Source organism: Micromonospora sp. NPDC023956, assembly GCF_040639195.1.
Taxonomy (GTDB): Bacteria; Actinomycetota; Actinomycetes; order Mycobacteriales; family Micromonosporaceae; genus Micromonospora.
On the sequence record NZ_JBEZZN010000009.1, the window covers coordinates 75571 to 90191 of the forward strand.

Consider the following 14621-nt stretch of genomic DNA (forward strand, 5'->3'; position numbering starts at 1 on the left):
TTCAGTCGTCGCAGTCAATCTCGAAGAGGTCGTCGTCGACCACGATCGGCACGAGCACCGGGGCGCCGTCGCGGTGCTCGGTGCGGTAGGTGGTCGGCTTGCTGGCCGGGCGCGGGGCCTGGACGCGCGGGGCGGACGGGGCCGGCGCGCGGTAGGCCGGGGCCGCCGGACGCGGAGCCGGGGCCGGCGCGGCGCACGCCTCCTCCTCGGTGCACGCGGCGAGGGCGATCACCACCCCGGCCGTGACGGCGATGGCGGCGGACGCGGTACGGATCACGAGGGCTCCTCGGTGCTGGGCGTGCGGTAGACGCCGTGGGCGTTGGGGGAGAGGCCGACCTCGGCGGGGTCGAGGCACCGCCGGGCGTTGACGGTGCCGGCGCGGTGCCGGTCGAAGGTCGAGACTGCGGAGAAGGTGAGGTGACACCCCGCGCAGTGGGCGAGCGTGAGGCCCGTCCACCGCGCGGAGCACCCGGCGCAGAAGATCACTCGTCGCCCCGCGTCCAGGGGAAGGCGAGCATGACGCGGAGGGCGAACAGGACGAGGGCGATGCTGAAGGCTCCGGAGTAGCCCAGCTCGGGCAGGTTGCGGAGCCATTCCTCCTGGACGACGGCGGCGGTCAGCATGACGACGAGGGCCAGGCCGGCGACGTACACCAGGAGGAGGAGGGAAGCGACGATGCCGGCGGCGATGGTCTTCACTGGGGCGAACCTCCGAGGTCGAAGCGCAGAAGGGGAGAGCGGCCCTCGGCCTCGTCGGCGGCGTCGAGGATGCCGGCGGCGTAGGCGCGGGCCTTCGTGGGGGAGAGGTAGATTTGTCGGTGCTCGCCGTCGCTCTCGACGTTGAGGCCGACGAAGGGCGTCCCGGTGCGACCACCGGAGCGGCCGGCGCGGACGTAGACGGAGTCACCGGGGCTCGCGTCGCACATGACCTTGCGGGCGGGGCCGACGGGGACGGCGTCGTCGGGGTCGATCTCGTCGTCGTCCTCGGCAGACTCGACGGCCTCCTCCTCCGGCTCCTCGTCGGCCCAGCCGTCGGGGTAGTCCAGGAGGAAGGCGGCGATGTGCGCGGCGGCTCGTGCGCGCTCCGGCGCGGTACCGCGCTTCCAGAAGGGCAGACCGGCGGCGGCCTCGTCGACGAGGAGCATGCCGGCGGCGAGGGCCTCGGGGGCGGTCAGGCTCACGCGGCCTCCTTCGTGAGGTAGTCGGCGGTCTGGAGGATGGCCGAGACGCGCTCCTTCAGCGGGGAGACGCCGTCGGCGTAGCCGCGTGCGTTGGTCGCCGGGGCGAGGCGGGTAACCATCTCCTCGGCGAGCTTCAGCGCCTCGGCGCGGTTGGGGCCGCTGGGAACGACGCGCAAGCGGTGGAGGGCCGGGTCGGCGGGGTCCGGCGGGCCGTCGCCGAGGACGGCGGTGATGTGTTCGCGGAGGGCGACGAGGGCGTCTCGGGTCAGGTAGGCCGTCTCGCCTCCCTCGGTGTAGAAGCCGAGGTCGCCGTCGCGGTCGAGACTGGCGCCGACCTTCAGGCCGCCACGGTCGAAGTTGGTCATCAGAACAGGCCCCCGGTCAGGAAGTGCGCGACGAGCCACGCGAGGAAGGCGAGGAGGACGAAGCGGCGGAAGCGCGTCCAGCCGGTCACCGGCCGGGGCTCCTCGCCCGACTTGCGGCGCTCGGTGGCGAACCACGCCCAGACGTGTTCGGAGAGGGTGTCGCCGGCCCTGGAGTTGGCGAGGGCCATCCCTTCGACGACGCCGAAGTAGACGAACCACACGCCCCAGGTAGCGGCCCAGTGGTCGTAGGCGAGGGCCACGCCCCCGACGGCGCCGAGGAAGGCGCCGCCGGGGACGTAGGGGAGGGCGGGGCGCTTCACAGAAGCTCTCCGATCATGGCGACGGTGATCACGCCGAGGCCGACGACGATGAGGAACAGGAGGAGGGAGAAGGCGAGGGCGACGAGCGCCCCCGCGACGTCCCAGAGGCGATCTCCGCGCCGGCTCACGCGGCGGCCTGCGGGGCGGTGTAGTCGCTCAGCTCGCCGAGGAGGAACGCGGCGTAGGCCACGGTCGTCTGAAGCTGGGCCTGACCGAAGACGTTCTTGCCGGCCAGCTCAGCGGCGAGCTTCATCGCGGCGACGCGCCGGGCGTCGAGCGGGAAGGACTCCTTCGTGACGACGTACGCGTCCGGGTCGCCCAGCTCGTGCGCGTCGGCCTGGGTGAGGTTGTCGAAGGGGTGCTCGGGGTCGGTGTCGTCGTACGGCCGGAGGGCGGCGCGGAGGCGGGCGACGGCCTCGCGGGTGAGCAGGACCGTGCGCTCGTCCTCCTCCTCCGTGTCGGCGTTGACCGTGACCGCGACGGGCTCGCCCTGGGCGGTGGCGGGGTCCGTGGCCGTGTAAACGGTCAGGGAGTCGCCGACGCTGTCTTCGTGGTCGAAGATGCCGGCCGGCATGTCGGCGCGGTGGACCTTGTCGGCGCCGATGTATACGGCGCGGCCGGAGTCGGGACCGTCTTCCAGCTCGACGAAGAAGTCTCCGTCGTCGTCGATGCCCTCCAGGATCACGGCGTGGGTGGCGCTGAAGACGTTCGGGTCGAGCTTGACGCGGTCGCCGACGGCAGGGAAGTAAGACACGGGGCGGGGCCTCCAGACGTCTCGGTTGTGGACGTCTGTCGAGTCGGCCGGAGGCGCCGGGGGTGTTCACGGCAAGTTTCGGGGGCCGGCGGGCGGCCTGCCGCAGTGACGGAGTGACGGATCGAGCGTCACTCTCTATAGATGCTCAAGAGGAGGAGGAGTCCTCTTGAGAGAGAACCGGAGGTGACGGTACTTCCGTCACTCCGTCACTTCTGGGCCGCCTACGGGCCTCTCCCGGCGCTCCTCGGCGCACAGAAAGCCCGCCCCGGCTCCTTCCGGTGGGGGCCGGAAGGTGTCCAGGGCGGGCGGTCTGGGGCCGGTCAGGTCTGCGGCCGGCGTGGCGGTCGTGCCCAGCTCACGAAGCGCTCAATGATGTTGGTTCCGTCGTCGGGAAGCTCCGACGCGGCCACGGCCATCACCTCGCCGAGGTACATCGACAGGCCGAGCCGGTTATCGGCGTACAGGCCGAGGAGGTAGAGCTTTGCGGGCTGGCACGGCCAGGGAGCGCCGCAGCGCTTACACCTCCAGCACGGGCGCGCGGCGACGTGGTCACGTCCGGGGAGGGACAGAGGCATCCGGCCACACCTCCCATGCGATCATCTGGGCCTCGTTGCGGCCGAGATTCAGCCACCAGAGGAAGCGGCCGACGAGGGTCGCCGGGGCGATCTCGACTAGTTCCCGCCGGACGCGCCGGGCCTCGGCCGTCATCCGCACGACGGCCGCCGCACGCTGACCGGGAGTGGTCAGGGGAAGCGCCTCGCGGAACGGCTCGCACGGCCACGGCCGGCGGCACTCGCGGCACGTCAACGCCGCCCAGGAGCGGACGTGCACGAGGGTCACCTCGGCCGAGTAGTCCCGCGAGGGGCGCCTCACCATTGACCGCTCCCGTTCCCCCGTTCGTCCTGCGCGCGGGTGGTGAGTCCCGCTGCGTTCGGCCAGATGATCTGTGTCGCGTCGTCCATGCCGACCGGGCGGGCCGGCAGGCTGAAGGGGCCGATTGGGTTCAGCGGCGGCCAGGGGATCGAGGGCGGCTCGGGCTTCGGCTCCGGCTCGGGCTTCGGCTTCGGCTTGTCCTCGGCGCGGTGGCGGGGCGGCATGGCGAGCGGGCCGGGCGGGGTCGGCGAACGGCGGTCCGGACAGCGTCGCCACGACGGGAGGCCGCACGAGCAAGCGAGCCGGAGCCGGCGCAGGACCGGGCGGTGTCGGGGACCAAATGGGACAGGTCGTGATCGTGGCATGTGGTCAGCCTGCCTAGGGTTGCGGAGCACTGACACAGCGTTGTCCAATGTCCTTCGGACACTTAGTTTGTTCCGGGGAGGGACAGGCATGAATCACGCCTTTGTCGCGGCGCTCGCCGAGGCCGGACACACCGCCGAAAGCCTCGCAGGTCACGTCGGGGTTCATCCGAAGACGGCGCAGCGCTGGGCAAACCCTGGACATATTCCACAAGGTCGATACCGCGTCGAGGTGGCAAAACTCCTCGGGCGAGATGTCGACGTGCTGTGGCCGGACGTCGGCCGGAGGCGGGAGCCGGTGTGGTTCCGTCCCTGGGTGGACATCGAGCGTGAGGCGGTCACCTTGCGCGCCTTCGAGTTGGCCTGGGTGCCTGGGCTACTCCAGACAGAGGCGTATGCGCGGGCGACGCTCGCGGGCGGGGTGCTGTGTGTCGACGCGGTAGACGAACTCGTCGCGGCTCGGCTCGGCCGGCAAGCCATCCTCACGCGCGAGCGCGGTCCGTTGCTGGTAGCGGTGCTCGACGAGGGCGTCCTCCGGCGCCGGGTCGGCGGCGACCGGGCGCTCATGGCGGCCCAGCTCGCGCACCTCCTGGAGTGCGCCGACCTGCCGACGGTTCAGCTTCACGTCGTGCCGGCGGACGCGCCCAGCTACCCCGGCTTGGATGGCCCTTTCACGATCGCCGACATGCCGGAAGGCGCACGGGTAGCACACGTCGACAGTCCAGCGCGGGCGCAGATACTAGACCAGCCTTCCGACCTTGTTACCCTGGAGCGACGGTGGGAACGCATCCGGGGCGAGGCGCTCCCGCGAGGACGATCCCTAGACCTCTTGAGAGAAGCGGCAGCAGCATGGACATGACCGGCGCGCAGTGGCGCAAGAGCAGCAAGAGCGGCGGTAACGGCGGTAACTGCGTCGAGGTGGCCGACAACCTAGCCGGCGTCGTCCTCGTCCGCGACACGAAGAACCGTGACGGCGGGACACTGGCCTTCGAGCCGGCCGCGTGGCGCTCGTTCGTGGGGTTCGCGAAGACGCAGCACTGACCGACGACACAGGAAGGCCCTCGGCTACCCGGCCGGGGGCCTTTCGCCGTTCCGGGGCCGGAAGGGGATCACGCGGGCGGCCGGGCGGCCGTGCTCGGCGGCGGCTCGCTCGTCGGCACGGCCCAGCTCGTAAGCCTCCTCGTACGCGGCGGCCGAGATGGGGGCGGGGGCCGGCTTGCGGCGGCGCAGGACGAACCATCCGACCGGCAGGGCGACGGCGCCCATGAGGAAGACGTAGACCGTCCGGCGCTCGGGGGTCGGGTCCGACGGCGGGGCGGCCCGGTTGGGGGTGTAAACGGCCTCGTCGCGGAGCGTCTCGGGGAAGACGACCTCGCCGGCAGGGCCGCGCAGCGCGGGCGCCTCGGTTGGGCGGGACGCAGGCACGGCGGCCGTCGTCGTCCGGGGCGCCGTAGGGCTCGGTAAGGCGTCAGGCGTGAGCAGGGGCGCTGCGGGCGGCGTGCCGGCCTCTGGGGCCGTCGTGGTCGGTGGCGGGGCCGTCGTCGCCGAGGGGGACGGGCTCGGGGACGCGGGGCTCGTGACACCGTCGAGGAGGCCCCGGATGGGGCGGCCGGGGAGGCCGGGCGGCTCGTCGGCGGGCGTGGGGGCAGGGGCGAGGGCGAATGTAAGCGCGACGGCGGCGGCGGCTTTCATCATCTTTTGCAGGTTACTTGACCTGCGGAAAGTCGCAAGATAGAAAACGCCCCCGACCGTAATTGGCCGAGGGCGTTCGCTGAGTGTCCGATCAGTCCGGGTCGTGCTCCCCTTCCCGATAGATCACCGTGAGGCGGGCCGGGTCGAAGCCGCGCCGGCCTCGCTTGCCGGGGCCGATGATGAGGGCCTGGTAAGCGTCGTCGAGCATCTCGCGCCGGCCGTCGAGGTCGGCCGCGTGCCACTCCTCGGCCATCGTGCGGCCGGTGAGCACCTTCACGACCTGGGGCTCGCGCGGGGCTTGGGCGAGGACGTCGCGCTCGGCCTGTAGCTCCTGGAGGCGGGCGAAAGCATCGGCCGTGGCGGCCTGGGCGAGCCGGGCAAGAAGGCCGCTGATCTGCTCTTCGACCTCGGCGAGCTTGCCGTCGTCGGCCATGATCACGCGGCGCTCCACCATCGGCAGTCGGCCGAAGTCGGCGAGGAAGCGCGCTTCTAGGTACTGCTCGAAGGGCTCGGCCGAGACGAGGGCGGGGTGGTCGCACACGCCTCCGTCCGCGCGGCGCTGGCACCTGTACGCGATGAGGTCCGACCGGCCAGCGCGACCGGCGGCGATCTCTTTGGCGGTACGGCTGCCGTTCCGGCGGATGACGTTGAGCAGGCCCCCGCACGAGTGGCACGAGACGAGGCGGGAGGCGAGGCGGGAGGGCTTCCGGCCTCCTCGCTTGCGGGGGTCGCCTGACGGAGAAAGCGCCTTACGCAGCTCGACGACGGTCGGAAGGTCGAGCACCTCGGGGAAGGGTGCAAACGGGCGCCCGTCCTCGTCTCGTTGGAGGACGCCGTCGATGGTGACGCGGCCGAGAATGTGGTCGCCGGTGAGGGCCTGGGCGAGCGTGGTCCGCGACCACTCCGGCGCGCGGCGTGGCTTGATGCCGGCGTAGTTCATCCGGCGGACGGTGCGGCCGAGGGTGTCGCCGTCGAGGATGTGGGAGGCGGCGTCGCGGAGCGCCTCGACCTCCTCCTCGGCCAGGGCGAGGGTTTTTCCCGCGCCGTCGGGGGCGTCGATGATCCGGTAGCCGAAGGGCACCTCGCCACCGGGCCAGCGGCCCATGAGCCGGAGCCGCGTCGCGCGGCCCTTCTGCCGGGCCTTGATGCGCTCGCGCTCCTCGCGGGCGAACTCCGCTTTGAGGAAGAACTGAATCCGGAAGGAGAGGCCGTCGTTACTGTCCAGGCCGTGCCAGTCCATGAGGCGGACGGGCGGGAAGACGACCTGCCCGGTAACGGTGTCCTTCCCTTCGACCACGTCGAGGATGATCGCGGCGACGTTGCCGCCCTCGCGCGTCATCCGGTCGACGTGCCATGCGAGGAGGACGTCGGCGCGGCCCTGCCGGCCGTCGTTGAGCCACGCGAGGAACTCGGGGCGGTTGCGGATGGCGCCGGAGAGGCCGTCGTCGATGTGAAGGGCGACCTCCGCAAAGTCGTGCTTCGCGCACATCTCGCGGAGGTTGGCGATCATGTTTTCCTTGCTCGTGTTCGCCGCGTCGGCCTCCTTTGAGAGGCGGACGTAGAGCGACGCGCGGGGGCGGCGGCGACCCAGGGCGGGGCCGGTGAGGGGAAGAGAAGCCGTACTCATGCGCGTACCGTAGCACGCACGAGGCGCCTTACGCGTGTGGCGTTAGATGTGAGTCTGGACGTATGGCCGTGCCGGCGGTCATCCACTGGGTGTCGCCGTTGGTGATGGTCCCCCCACCGCCGTGCGAGTCCTGGTGGTCGAAGACGCCGTCGATGATGTAGGTGACCGTCTCGAAGCCGCGGTGGGGGTGCCAGGCCGTGCCTTTCGGCTCACCGGGCGCGTACTCCACCTCGCCCATCTGGTCCAGGTGGAGGAAGGGGTCCAACTCGGGCACGGGAACCCCGGCGAAGGCCCGGCGGACCGGGAAACCCTCGCCCTCGAAGCCGCTGGGGGCGGTGATCATGCGACGGACCGGCCGGAACGCGGTCGTCGACTCGTCCAACCGGGGCAGTCGGGGCAGGACGAGCACGTCCTCGACGGAGATGGCGGGCATGGCACCAAATGTAGCCACCGTCGGGGCCGGTCGCCCCTTTCACCGGTGTGAGGTGCGGTTCACCCGGGCGGGGGGTCGGCAGATGGCGATGGCGCCAGGGTTTCGTCGCCTTCTTGTGGTGGATGTCCCCACCTGCTCCAGTGACTCACGATTCCGATCCCTCTCACCTTCTGTCATGATCTGGTGACGCAAGGTGTGGTAGACGACGAGGGAGTGCGCCATGAACCGACGCAGGACCGGCCGGAAGGGGCCGGAGCTCGTCTTCCCCTGCACTCGCTCCCCGCGCTTCGCAGCCGGGCGGCGCCCGGTCTCCCCGGAGGAGGCCGTCCTCCTCGACGGTCAGCTGCCCGCCCCGATCCTCCCGAGGGGCGACTTCCCGCTCCCGCCGGCCGGGTTCGACCTGTTCGACGGCCCGCCGGACGATTGCCCCGGGCCCCGCAGCGCCGAGGCGCTGGCCCGGCGGCTGCACCGCCAGTTCGGCGGCCGGCTCCACCTGCCCGGCGCGATCGGCTACGACGCCGGCCGGCTGGCCTGGCGGCGTGACCTCGACCAGCAGCCGCTCCTGATCGCCGAGGCGGCCGACGCGGCCGACGTGGCGCGGGCCGTTCTCACCGCGCGCGAGTTCGACGTACCGGTCGGGGTGCGCGCGACCGGACACGGCACGGTCCGCCCCACCGACGACGGCGTACTGCTCAACCTCTCCCGGATGGCGTACGTCGACGTCGACCCGGTCCGGGCCACCGCCCGCGTCGGCGGCGGTGCCCGCTGGGGGGACGTGGTCGCCGCCGCGGCCCGGTTCGGGCTGGCCCCCATCTCCGGCACCTCGTCCGCGCTGGGGGTCGCCGGCTACACCCTGGGCGGCGGCGTGGGCTGGCTGTCCCGCCGCCACGGGTTCGCCGCCGACAGCCTGCTCCGTGCCGAGGTGGTGACCGCCGCCGGCACCCGGCTGGTCGCCGGCCCCGACGACGACGCCGACCTGTGGTGGGCGCTGCGCGGTGGCGGCGGGAACTTCGGCGTCGTCACCGAACTCCAGCTCCGCCTCTACCCCGTCCGGGAGGTCTACGGAGGGGTGGCCTACTTCCCGGGTGAACGGGCCGCTGAGATCCTCGCCTGCCACCGGGACCACGCTGCCGACCTGCCCGACGAGCTGACCACCGCGCTGACCCTGCTGCGGCTGCCGGACGCGCCGGGCGTCCCGGAGCCGCTACGCGACCGGACGGTGGTGGCGGTGCGCGTCTGTCACACCGGGCCGGTGGAGTGGGGGCGGCGCGCCCTCGCCCCCCTGCTGGCCGTGGCCGGTCCCCCCCTGTTCGGCGGGTACGCCCCGATGACCTGGCCGGAGACCGCTGCCCTGGAGGACCCCCAGCCCGGCCCGCAGATCGTCCGGGAGCACACCGACCTGTTCCGGGGGCTCAGCGACGAGCTGATCGACGTGCTGCTCGCCGAGATCGGCAATTCCGGGACGACCCGCTCCCCGATCTCGGTGATCGAGCTGCGGCACGTGGGCGGGGCCTTGGGCCGGCCGCTGGCCGACGGTGGGCCGTCCGGGCACCGGGACGCGGCGTACGCCCTGATCGCGGTGGCTCCGCACCTGCACGCCGCCCAACTTCCGGTCGCGCGGGGACACGTGGCGGCCTTCGCCCGGCGGCTGCGCCCCTACGCCACCGGCGGGGTGCTGCTCAACTTCCTCAGCGACCCGAGCCGGACCATGGCGGCCTACCGCCCGGCGGACCTGGGTCGGCTGGCCGCCCTCAAGCGGATCTACGACCCGGAGAACATCTTCCACCGCAACCACAACATCCCGCCGGGTCCCTGACGAGGATCCACGCCGACGCCGCAGGCGGCGGCCGGGCCGGCAGCCGGCCCGCTGTCCCGGCGGCCGGTCCCCACGACGGCCGGCCCCGGCCCTCCGACGGGGGAGGGCCGGCATCCGGTCCGCGGGCCGGCGGTCGGTCGGTCAGCCGCCGTGGCCGCCACCGTGCCCGCCGTCGTGTCCGCCGCCCGGCGGTGTGCCGGCCTTCTGCCCCGGCTCGACCACCACGAACTGTCCCATCATCCCCTCGTCCTCGTGGAACAGGATGTGGCAGTGGTACATGTACGGCATGTCCGGGTCGGCGTGGTCGGCGAACCGGGCGATGATCCGGTACGTGGTGTTCGGGTGCAGGAAGATCGTGTCCTTCCAACCGCTGAGGTGCGGTGGTGGCGCCGCTCCGCCCACGTCGAGCACCTGGAACTGGACGTCGTGGATGTGGAAGTTGTGCTGGAGGGCCTCCCGGCTGGTCACCTCCCACACCTCGGTCGTGCCCTTGGTGACCGTGACGTCGATCCGGTCCATGTCCATGGCGTCGCCGTTGATCCGGGTGCCGCTGAGGGTGAACTGTCGGGTCTCGGCCGCCTCCCGGGGGTCGAGCCGGGGCGTGTCGACCAGCTGGGACGGCAGCTCGGGGCGCTCCTCGAGCCGGTCGGCCGCGCGGAGCTGGAGGACGTCGAAGGTGTCCTCGCCGCCGTTGAACCGCTCGCTCCAGGTGTCCGCCCCGAGGTCCGGTGGGAAGCTGCGCAGGACCGTCCGCTCGCCCGGACGGACGTCGACCACGATCTCGGCCCGCTCGCCCGGGGAGAGCATGATCCGCTTCATCCGGTACGGCTTGTCGAGCAGGCCGCCGTCCGTGCCGACCAGGGTGAAGTCGCGGTCGTCGGGGAAGCCGAAGTCGAAGACCCGGGCGTTGGAGGCGTTGAGCACCCGCAGCCGGACCCGTTCGGTGGTGACGTCCAGGTACGGCGCGGTCGCACCGTTGACCACGATCGTGTCGCCGAGCAGGCCGACGCCGCTGAACAACGGCGTGTTCTCGTTCAGGTTCCCGTTCCGGGAGAACCGCTTGTCCTGCACGATGACCGGTACGTCGTCCACGCCGTACCGGTCGGGCAGCCCGGCGACCGAACTCGTCGGGTCGTCGACGATGAACATGCCGGCCAGTCCCCGGTAGACGTGTCGCGCCGTCTCGCCGTGCGGGTGCGGGTGGTACCAGAGGGTGGCCGCCGGCTGGTCCACCGTCCAGGTGGGGTGCCAGCTCGTGCCGGCCGGCACCATCTGGTGCGGACCGCCGTCCATCCGGGCCGGCAGGTGCATGCCGTGCCAGTGCACGGTGGTCTCCTCGTCCAACTCGTTGTGCACGTTCACCAGGACCCGCTCACCCCGGGCGGCCCGCAGGGTCGGGCCCAGGTACGCCCCGTTGAAGCCCCAGGTGTCGGCGGTGCGGTCGCCGAAGTCGTGTCGCCCGGTCCGGGCCCGCAGCTCGAAGACCCGCCGGCCCTCGCCGTCCACGGTGGACGGGGCCAGGGGCGGCACCGGCAGGGCGTGGACGAACTCGATCTGGCCAGCAGTGGAGACGGTCCTGGAGTTGAACGTCCAGACCACTCCCGCCACGCCGGCCGCGCAGAGGAGCACGACGGCGACAGTGGCGGCGATCAGCACTCGCCGGAGCGGGCGCATGGGCAATCACCTCGGGATCTCAAGGGGTCGGTACATCCGTAGCCTGGCTGCGCATTCGTGGGGGCGTCCACCGGTCCCCGGCAACTCCAGGGGAAACGCAGGGTTCACCCTGAGCCGGGGCGGGGAGCGTCGGGCGCGTCAGGTCGGGGCCGGTTGCCGGAACGGGGGAATCAGCCCAGGTCAACGGCGGGAGACGGCGACCCTGAGGGCGGTTCGATTCCTGTTCCCGGTCGCCCCGGGTTCCTGGCCTGGAATGGCGGGAACACGGGCCCTGTACGACCGCAGCTGTAGTACGGCTACCGATCCCCCTGTTAAGGTGGCGTAACTACAAGTAGACAACCTATCTATCTGAGCCGTGCGTCTCAGGAGGTCGAGCACTGATGACCAGATCAACCGCCGAAGCCCCGCCGACGCGGCGCCCGAGTGTCTTCGAACGGCTGGGTGGCTGGGCGTACCGGCGCCGCTGGATCGCGGTCGTGCTCTGGGTGCTCGTGCTGGCCGGCGTCACCGTCGCCGCGCAGGCCGTGGGCGACGACTACCGCAACGACTTCTCGCTGCCGGGCACCGAGAGCCAGAAGTCCCTGGACCTGCTCGAGGAGCGGGCGCCGGTGCAGTCCGGGGAGTCGATCCAGATCGTCCTGGAGCGCGAGGGCGGTCTGCGCGACCCCGCCACCCAGGGCCGGGTCGAGTCGATGCTCGCCAAGGTCAAGGAGCTGCCGCACGTCGCCGGCGTGCAGAGCCCGTACGAGGGCTTCGGCATCTCGGAGCGGGGCACCATCGGCTACGCGACCGTCGCGCTGGACGGCCAGTCCGCCGACGTGCCGGCGGACGACGTCCGCAAGATCATGGACACCGCCGACGCGGCCGAGGGCGAGGGGCTCCGGGTGGAGCTCGGTGGCGCGCCGATCCGCGCGGCCCAGGAGGGCGGAGGCGGCGGCGCCGAGTTCGCCGGCATGCTCGCCGCGCTGGTCATCATGGTGATCCTGTTCGGCTCGATCGTGGCGGCCAGCCTGCCGCTGCTGATCGCCATCTTCGCCGTGGGCTCGGCGATCGGCCTGATCGGGTTGGCCTCGCACGTCGCGACCATCGCCGACTTCACGGCCCCGCTGATGATGCTGGTCGGGCTCGGCGTCGGCATCGACTACGCCCTGCTGATCTTCTCCCGGTACCGCTCCGAGCTGATCAGGGGAGTGGAGCGGCGGCAGGCCGCGATCAACGCGCAGGACACTGCCGGCCGGACCGTCTTCTTCGCCGGTTGCACGGTCATCCTGGCCCTGATCGGCCTGGTCGTGCTGGGTCTCGGCTCGTTGCAGGGAGTCGCGGTCGCCGTCGCGATGACCGTCCTGGTCACCATGCTCTCCTCGCTCACCCTGCTTCCCGCGCTGCTGTCCCTCGTGGGTGGCCGGATCGAGAAGGGCGTGCAGAAGCGGCTGGCCAAGGGGAAGGCCGCCGAGGGGGCACAGTGGCGGCGCTGGGCGACCTGGGTGCAGAAGCACCGCTGGGTGAACGCGCTGGTGCCGCTGGCCGTGCTGGTCGCGCTCGCGGTTCCGGTGATCAACATGAACCTCGGTTTCGCCGACGCCGGCAACGACCCGGAGTCCACCCACAGCCGCCAGGCGTACGACCTGCTGGCCGAGGGCTTCGGCCCGGGTTTCAACGGTCCGCTGATCGTCCTCGCCGACGGCAGCCCGGAGGACGCGACCCGCGCCCAGGCCGCCATCGCGGCCACCGAGGGCGTGGCCACCGCCGTGCCGCCGAACACGATCGGCGAGAACCTCTCCCTGATCATCGTGCTGCCCGAGTCGAAGCCGCAGGACCAGGAGACCATGGACCTGGTCGACCGGCTGCGGGAGAACGTGCTGCCGCCGGTGGCGGAGGAGACCGGCGCCCGCTACCTGATCGGCGGCAGCACCGCCGCCACGGTCGACTTCTCCGAGGCGGTCGCCGCGAAGATGCCGATCTTCGTCCTCGTCGTGGTCGGTCTCTCCACGCTCCTGCTCATCCTGGTCTTCCGGTCGCTGCTGATCCCGCTCTTCGCCGCGCTGCTCAACGTGCTGAGCGTGGGCGTGGCGCTGGGCATCATGACCCTGGTCTTCCAGGACGGGCGGCTCGGCGTCGAGCCGGGACCGATCGAGGCGTACGTGCCGGTCATGATCTTCGCGGTGGCCTTCGGTCTGTCCATGGACTACCAGGTCTTCCTCCTCTCCCGGATGCACGAGGAGTGGGAGCGGAGCAAGGACCCGACGGAGGCGGTCCGCGAGGGCATCGCGACGACCGGGAAGGTGGTGACCGCGGCCGGCGCCATCATGGTGGTGGTCTTCGCCGCCTTCATGCTCAGCCCCACCCGCATGCTCCAGCAGTTCGGGCTCGGACTCGCGGTCGCCATCCTCGCCGACGCCCTGCTCATCGGCTGCCTGATCCTGCCCGCCGTGATGCAGATCTTCGGCCGGAAGGCCTGGTGGCTGCCCCGGTTCCTGCAGCGCGCGCTGCCCCGGGTCGCCCTCGAGCACAGCGGTGCCGACCAGGACGCCCGCGACCGGGAGCGGGAACCCGTCAAGGTGTGACGACGACCGCCGTGGGCCCCGACCGGGGCCCACGGCGGGAGCCGGCGGTCGGTCGCCGCCGGACCGGCCGTGACCTCCGGGTCACGGCCGGAGAACCCGTTGACAGCACATGGTCGGTCAGGTGTACGCGGTTCACCCCGATGATCCGCGTCGCAGGCGGTCCAGCCGGATGCCGGTTGGACCGCTCACGGGGTCTGCAGTCGGGCGCGGCGCCCAGCCGCGGGAAGTACGAGAGGGAGGGATGCTCATGGCGCCGCCCAAGAAGTATCCGGACGAGCTGCGGATCCGCGCGGTGGAGCAGTGGCGGGGATCCGATCCACGGCCCCCGATCGTGCAGCTCGCCCGGGACCTCGACGTTCACCCGGAGGCGCTGCGGACCTGGATCAGGCAGGACGAGATCGAGCGTGGCGAGCGACCCGACCCCCGCGCCGAGCGACTCTCGGAGACCGAGGCGGAGGAGTTGCATCGACTCCGGGCCGAGAACGCCGAACTCCGCCGGGTGAACGAGATACTGACGGCGGCCAGTGCCTTCTTCGCCTCACAACTGGACCAGCAGCGTCGGCTCCTGTGATCACCGACCGGTCGAACATCATCGCGACCATCCCGTTAGCACCATCCTATTTAGATGATGGTCCGGTGAGCGCCGACCGGTGGAGATCGCCGTTCGGCTGCTGGGGTCCGTCGGGCCGATCCACGGTGGACGGCTGGTGTGGAGCCGGCCGTCCCGCCCTTTTCCCGGCCGTCGGTACGCATCCGTGTTTGGCTGCTGACGTTCCGCTCATGGGCGTGCGCTCAGCAAAAATCCAGATGTCATCCAGGAATGCCCATTCATGGGTCGTGTGCTTACACATGCCTGGGCCCCATTCAGGACGGGTGGGGGTGCCCCGGTCGGCGGAGCCGGGCCGGTGCCGACGGTGTGTCACTTCGACCCGGTGGGTTTCCGGTGTCACCCGTCCGGCGG

Annotated in this window: 18 protein-coding genes and 1 pseudogene; 5 read left to right on the forward strand and 14 right to left on the reverse strand. The window is 71.6% G+C overall.

The window, feature by feature from the left end; translation table 11 throughout:
* Position 1: 1 nt before the first annotated feature.
* The 10 genes from AB0F58_RS18700 to AB0F58_RS18745 all read right to left on the reverse strand — a co-directional run bounded on the left by AB0F58_RS18700 (position 2) and on the right by AB0F58_RS18745 (position 3495).
* Positions 2 to 277 carry a hypothetical protein gene (locus tag AB0F58_RS18700; protein WP_357144021.1) on the reverse strand — a complete coding sequence of 92 codons (276 nt, stop codon included), beginning with the start codon at positions 275 to 277 and terminating at the stop codon, positions 2 to 4.
* Complete coding sequence (locus tag AB0F58_RS18705; protein WP_357144024.1) at positions 274 to 486, reverse strand: hypothetical protein; 213 nt, start codon at positions 484 to 486, stop codon at positions 274 to 276. Before AB0F58_RS18705 ends, AB0F58_RS18700 begins: the two co-directional genes overlap by 4 nt.
* A complete protein-coding gene (locus AB0F58_RS18710; RefSeq protein WP_357144027.1) occupies positions 483 to 698 on the reverse strand; it encodes a hypothetical protein in 216 nt (71 codons plus the stop codon). The genes AB0F58_RS18705 and AB0F58_RS18710 overlap by 4 nt, the downstream gene beginning before the upstream one ends.
* On the reverse strand, positions 695 to 1180 hold the full coding sequence (locus tag AB0F58_RS18715) for a hypothetical protein (protein ID WP_357144030.1): 486 nt from the start codon (positions 1178 to 1180) through the stop codon (positions 695 to 697). The genes AB0F58_RS18710 and AB0F58_RS18715 overlap by 4 nt, the downstream gene beginning before the upstream one ends.
* On the reverse strand, positions 1177 to 1545 hold the full coding sequence (locus AB0F58_RS18720) for a hypothetical protein (RefSeq protein WP_357144032.1): 369 nt from the start codon (positions 1543 to 1545) through the stop codon (positions 1177 to 1179). Before AB0F58_RS18720 ends, AB0F58_RS18715 begins: the two co-directional genes overlap by 4 nt.
* Positions 1545 to 1865 (reverse strand): hypothetical protein, encoded by a 321-nt coding sequence (locus AB0F58_RS18725; protein WP_357144035.1) that lies wholly within the window; start codon positions 1863 to 1865, stop codon positions 1545 to 1547. The genes AB0F58_RS18720 and AB0F58_RS18725 overlap by 1 nt, the downstream gene beginning before the upstream one ends.
* Complete coding sequence (locus AB0F58_RS18730) at positions 1862 to 1993, reverse strand: hypothetical protein (protein ID WP_357144038.1); 132 nt, start codon at positions 1991 to 1993, stop codon at positions 1862 to 1864. Before AB0F58_RS18730 ends, AB0F58_RS18725 begins: the two co-directional genes overlap by 4 nt.
* The gene (locus AB0F58_RS18735; RefSeq protein WP_357144040.1) at positions 1990 to 2619 is read right to left on the reverse strand and encodes a hypothetical protein; all 630 of its coding nucleotides are present in this window, start codon (positions 2617 to 2619) and stop codon (positions 1990 to 1992) included. The genes AB0F58_RS18730 and AB0F58_RS18735 overlap by 4 nt, the downstream gene beginning before the upstream one ends.
* A 320-nt stretch (positions 2620 to 2939) precedes the next feature.
* Complete coding sequence (locus AB0F58_RS18740) at positions 2940 to 3194, reverse strand: flavin reductase (protein ID WP_357144043.1); 255 nt, start codon at positions 3192 to 3194, stop codon at positions 2940 to 2942.
* Positions 3169 to 3495, reverse strand: a complete 327-nt coding sequence (locus AB0F58_RS18745) for a hypothetical protein (RefSeq protein WP_357144046.1) — start codon at positions 3493 to 3495, stop codon at positions 3169 to 3171. The genes AB0F58_RS18740 and AB0F58_RS18745 overlap by 26 nt, the downstream gene beginning before the upstream one ends.
* A 450-nt stretch (positions 3496 to 3945) precedes the next feature.
* On the opposite strand from AB0F58_RS18745, the gene AB0F58_RS18750 reads away from it, so the two are divergent.
* Both AB0F58_RS18750 and AB0F58_RS18755 read left to right on the forward strand, forming a co-directional pair.
* A complete protein-coding gene (locus AB0F58_RS18750; protein ID WP_357144048.1) occupies positions 3946 to 4713 on the forward strand; it encodes a DUF5753 domain-containing protein in 768 nt (255 codons plus the stop codon).
* Positions 4704 to 4895, forward strand: a complete 192-nt coding sequence (locus tag AB0F58_RS18755) for a DUF397 domain-containing protein (protein WP_357144051.1) — start codon at positions 4704 to 4706, stop codon at positions 4893 to 4895. The genes AB0F58_RS18750 and AB0F58_RS18755 overlap by 10 nt, the downstream gene beginning before the upstream one ends.
* Positions 4896 to 4919: 24 nt before the next feature.
* Here AB0F58_RS18755 and AB0F58_RS18760 read toward each other — a convergent pair whose 3' ends face one another.
* The 3 genes and pseudogenes from AB0F58_RS18760 to AB0F58_RS18770 form a co-directional block, all read right to left on the reverse strand.
* Positions 4920 to 5279 carry a hypothetical protein gene (locus AB0F58_RS18760; RefSeq protein WP_357144054.1) on the reverse strand — a complete coding sequence of 120 codons (360 nt, stop codon included), beginning with the start codon at positions 5277 to 5279 and terminating at the stop codon, positions 4920 to 4922.
* Positions 5280 to 5637: 358 nt separating this feature from the next.
* Complete coding sequence (locus AB0F58_RS18765; protein WP_357144057.1) at positions 5638 to 7173, reverse strand: recombinase family protein; 1536 nt, start codon at positions 7171 to 7173, stop codon at positions 5638 to 5640.
* A 67-nt stretch (positions 7174 to 7240) separates the two neighbouring features.
* Positions 7241 to 7606, reverse strand: a pseudogene (locus tag AB0F58_RS18770) (pirin family protein); the annotation flags it as partial.
* A 220-nt stretch (positions 7607 to 7826) separates the two neighbouring features.
* Between AB0F58_RS18770 and AB0F58_RS18775 the strand changes: the two are divergent.
* On the forward strand, positions 7827 to 9422 hold the full coding sequence (locus AB0F58_RS18775) for an FAD-binding oxidoreductase (protein WP_357144060.1): 1596 nt from the start codon (positions 7827 to 7829) through the stop codon (positions 9420 to 9422).
* Positions 9423 to 9563: 141 nt separating this feature from the next.
* On the opposite strand, the gene AB0F58_RS18780 is transcribed toward AB0F58_RS18775, so the two are convergent.
* Positions 9564 to 11096, reverse strand: a complete 1533-nt coding sequence (locus AB0F58_RS18780) for a multicopper oxidase domain-containing protein (RefSeq protein WP_357144063.1) — start codon at positions 11094 to 11096, stop codon at positions 9564 to 9566.
* Between the two features lie 380 nt (positions 11097 to 11476).
* Between AB0F58_RS18780 and AB0F58_RS18785 the strand changes: the two genes are divergently transcribed.
* The gene (locus AB0F58_RS18785; RefSeq protein WP_357144066.1) at positions 11477 to 13660 is read left to right on the forward strand and encodes an MMPL family transporter; all 2184 of its coding nucleotides are present in this window, start codon (positions 11477 to 11479) and stop codon (positions 13658 to 13660) included.
* 247 nt (positions 13661 to 13907) lie between these two features.
* Positions 13908 to 14231, forward strand: a complete 324-nt coding sequence (locus tag AB0F58_RS18790; protein WP_157749059.1) for a transposase — start codon at positions 13908 to 13910, stop codon at positions 14229 to 14231.
* The last annotated feature ends 390 nt before the right edge of the window (positions 14232 to 14621 follow it).

Excerpts from the sequence above, each read along its gene's own strand:
- AB0F58_RS18720 (WP_357144032.1), bottom strand. The coding sequence starts at position 1,545 with ATGACCAACTTCGACCGTGGCGGCCTGAAGGTCGGCGCCAGTCTCGAC.
- AB0F58_RS18740 (WP_357144043.1), bottom strand. The coding sequence starts at position 3,194 with ATGCCTCTGTCCCTCCCCGGACGTGACCACGTCGCCGCGCGCCCGTGC.
- AB0F58_RS18745 (WP_357144046.1), bottom strand. The coding sequence starts at position 3,495 with ATGGTGAGGCGCCCCTCGCGGGACTACTCGGCCGAGGTGACCCTCGTG.
- AB0F58_RS18750 (WP_357144048.1), top strand. The coding sequence starts at position 3,946 with ATGAATCACGCCTTTGTCGCGGCGCTCGCCGAGGCCGGACACACCGCC.
- AB0F58_RS18755 (WP_357144051.1), top strand. The coding sequence starts at position 4,704 with ATGGACATGACCGGCGCGCAGTGGCGCAAGAGCAGCAAGAGCGGCGGT.
- AB0F58_RS18765 (WP_357144057.1), bottom strand. The coding sequence starts at position 7,173 with ATGAGTACGGCTTCTCTTCCCCTCACCGGCCCCGCCCTGGGTCGCCGC.
- AB0F58_RS18775 (WP_357144060.1), top strand. The coding sequence starts at position 7,827 with ATGAACCGACGCAGGACCGGCCGGAAGGGGCCGGAGCTCGTCTTCCCC.
- AB0F58_RS18780 (WP_357144063.1), bottom strand. The coding sequence starts at position 11,096 with ATGCGCCCGCTCCGGCGAGTGCTGATCGCCGCCACTGTCGCCGTCGTG.
- AB0F58_RS18785 (WP_357144066.1), top strand. The coding sequence starts at position 11,477 with ATGACCAGATCAACCGCCGAAGCCCCGCCGACGCGGCGCCCGAGTGTC.
- AB0F58_RS18790 (WP_157749059.1), top strand. The coding sequence starts at position 13,908 with ATGGCGCCGCCCAAGAAGTATCCGGACGAGCTGCGGATCCGCGCGGTG.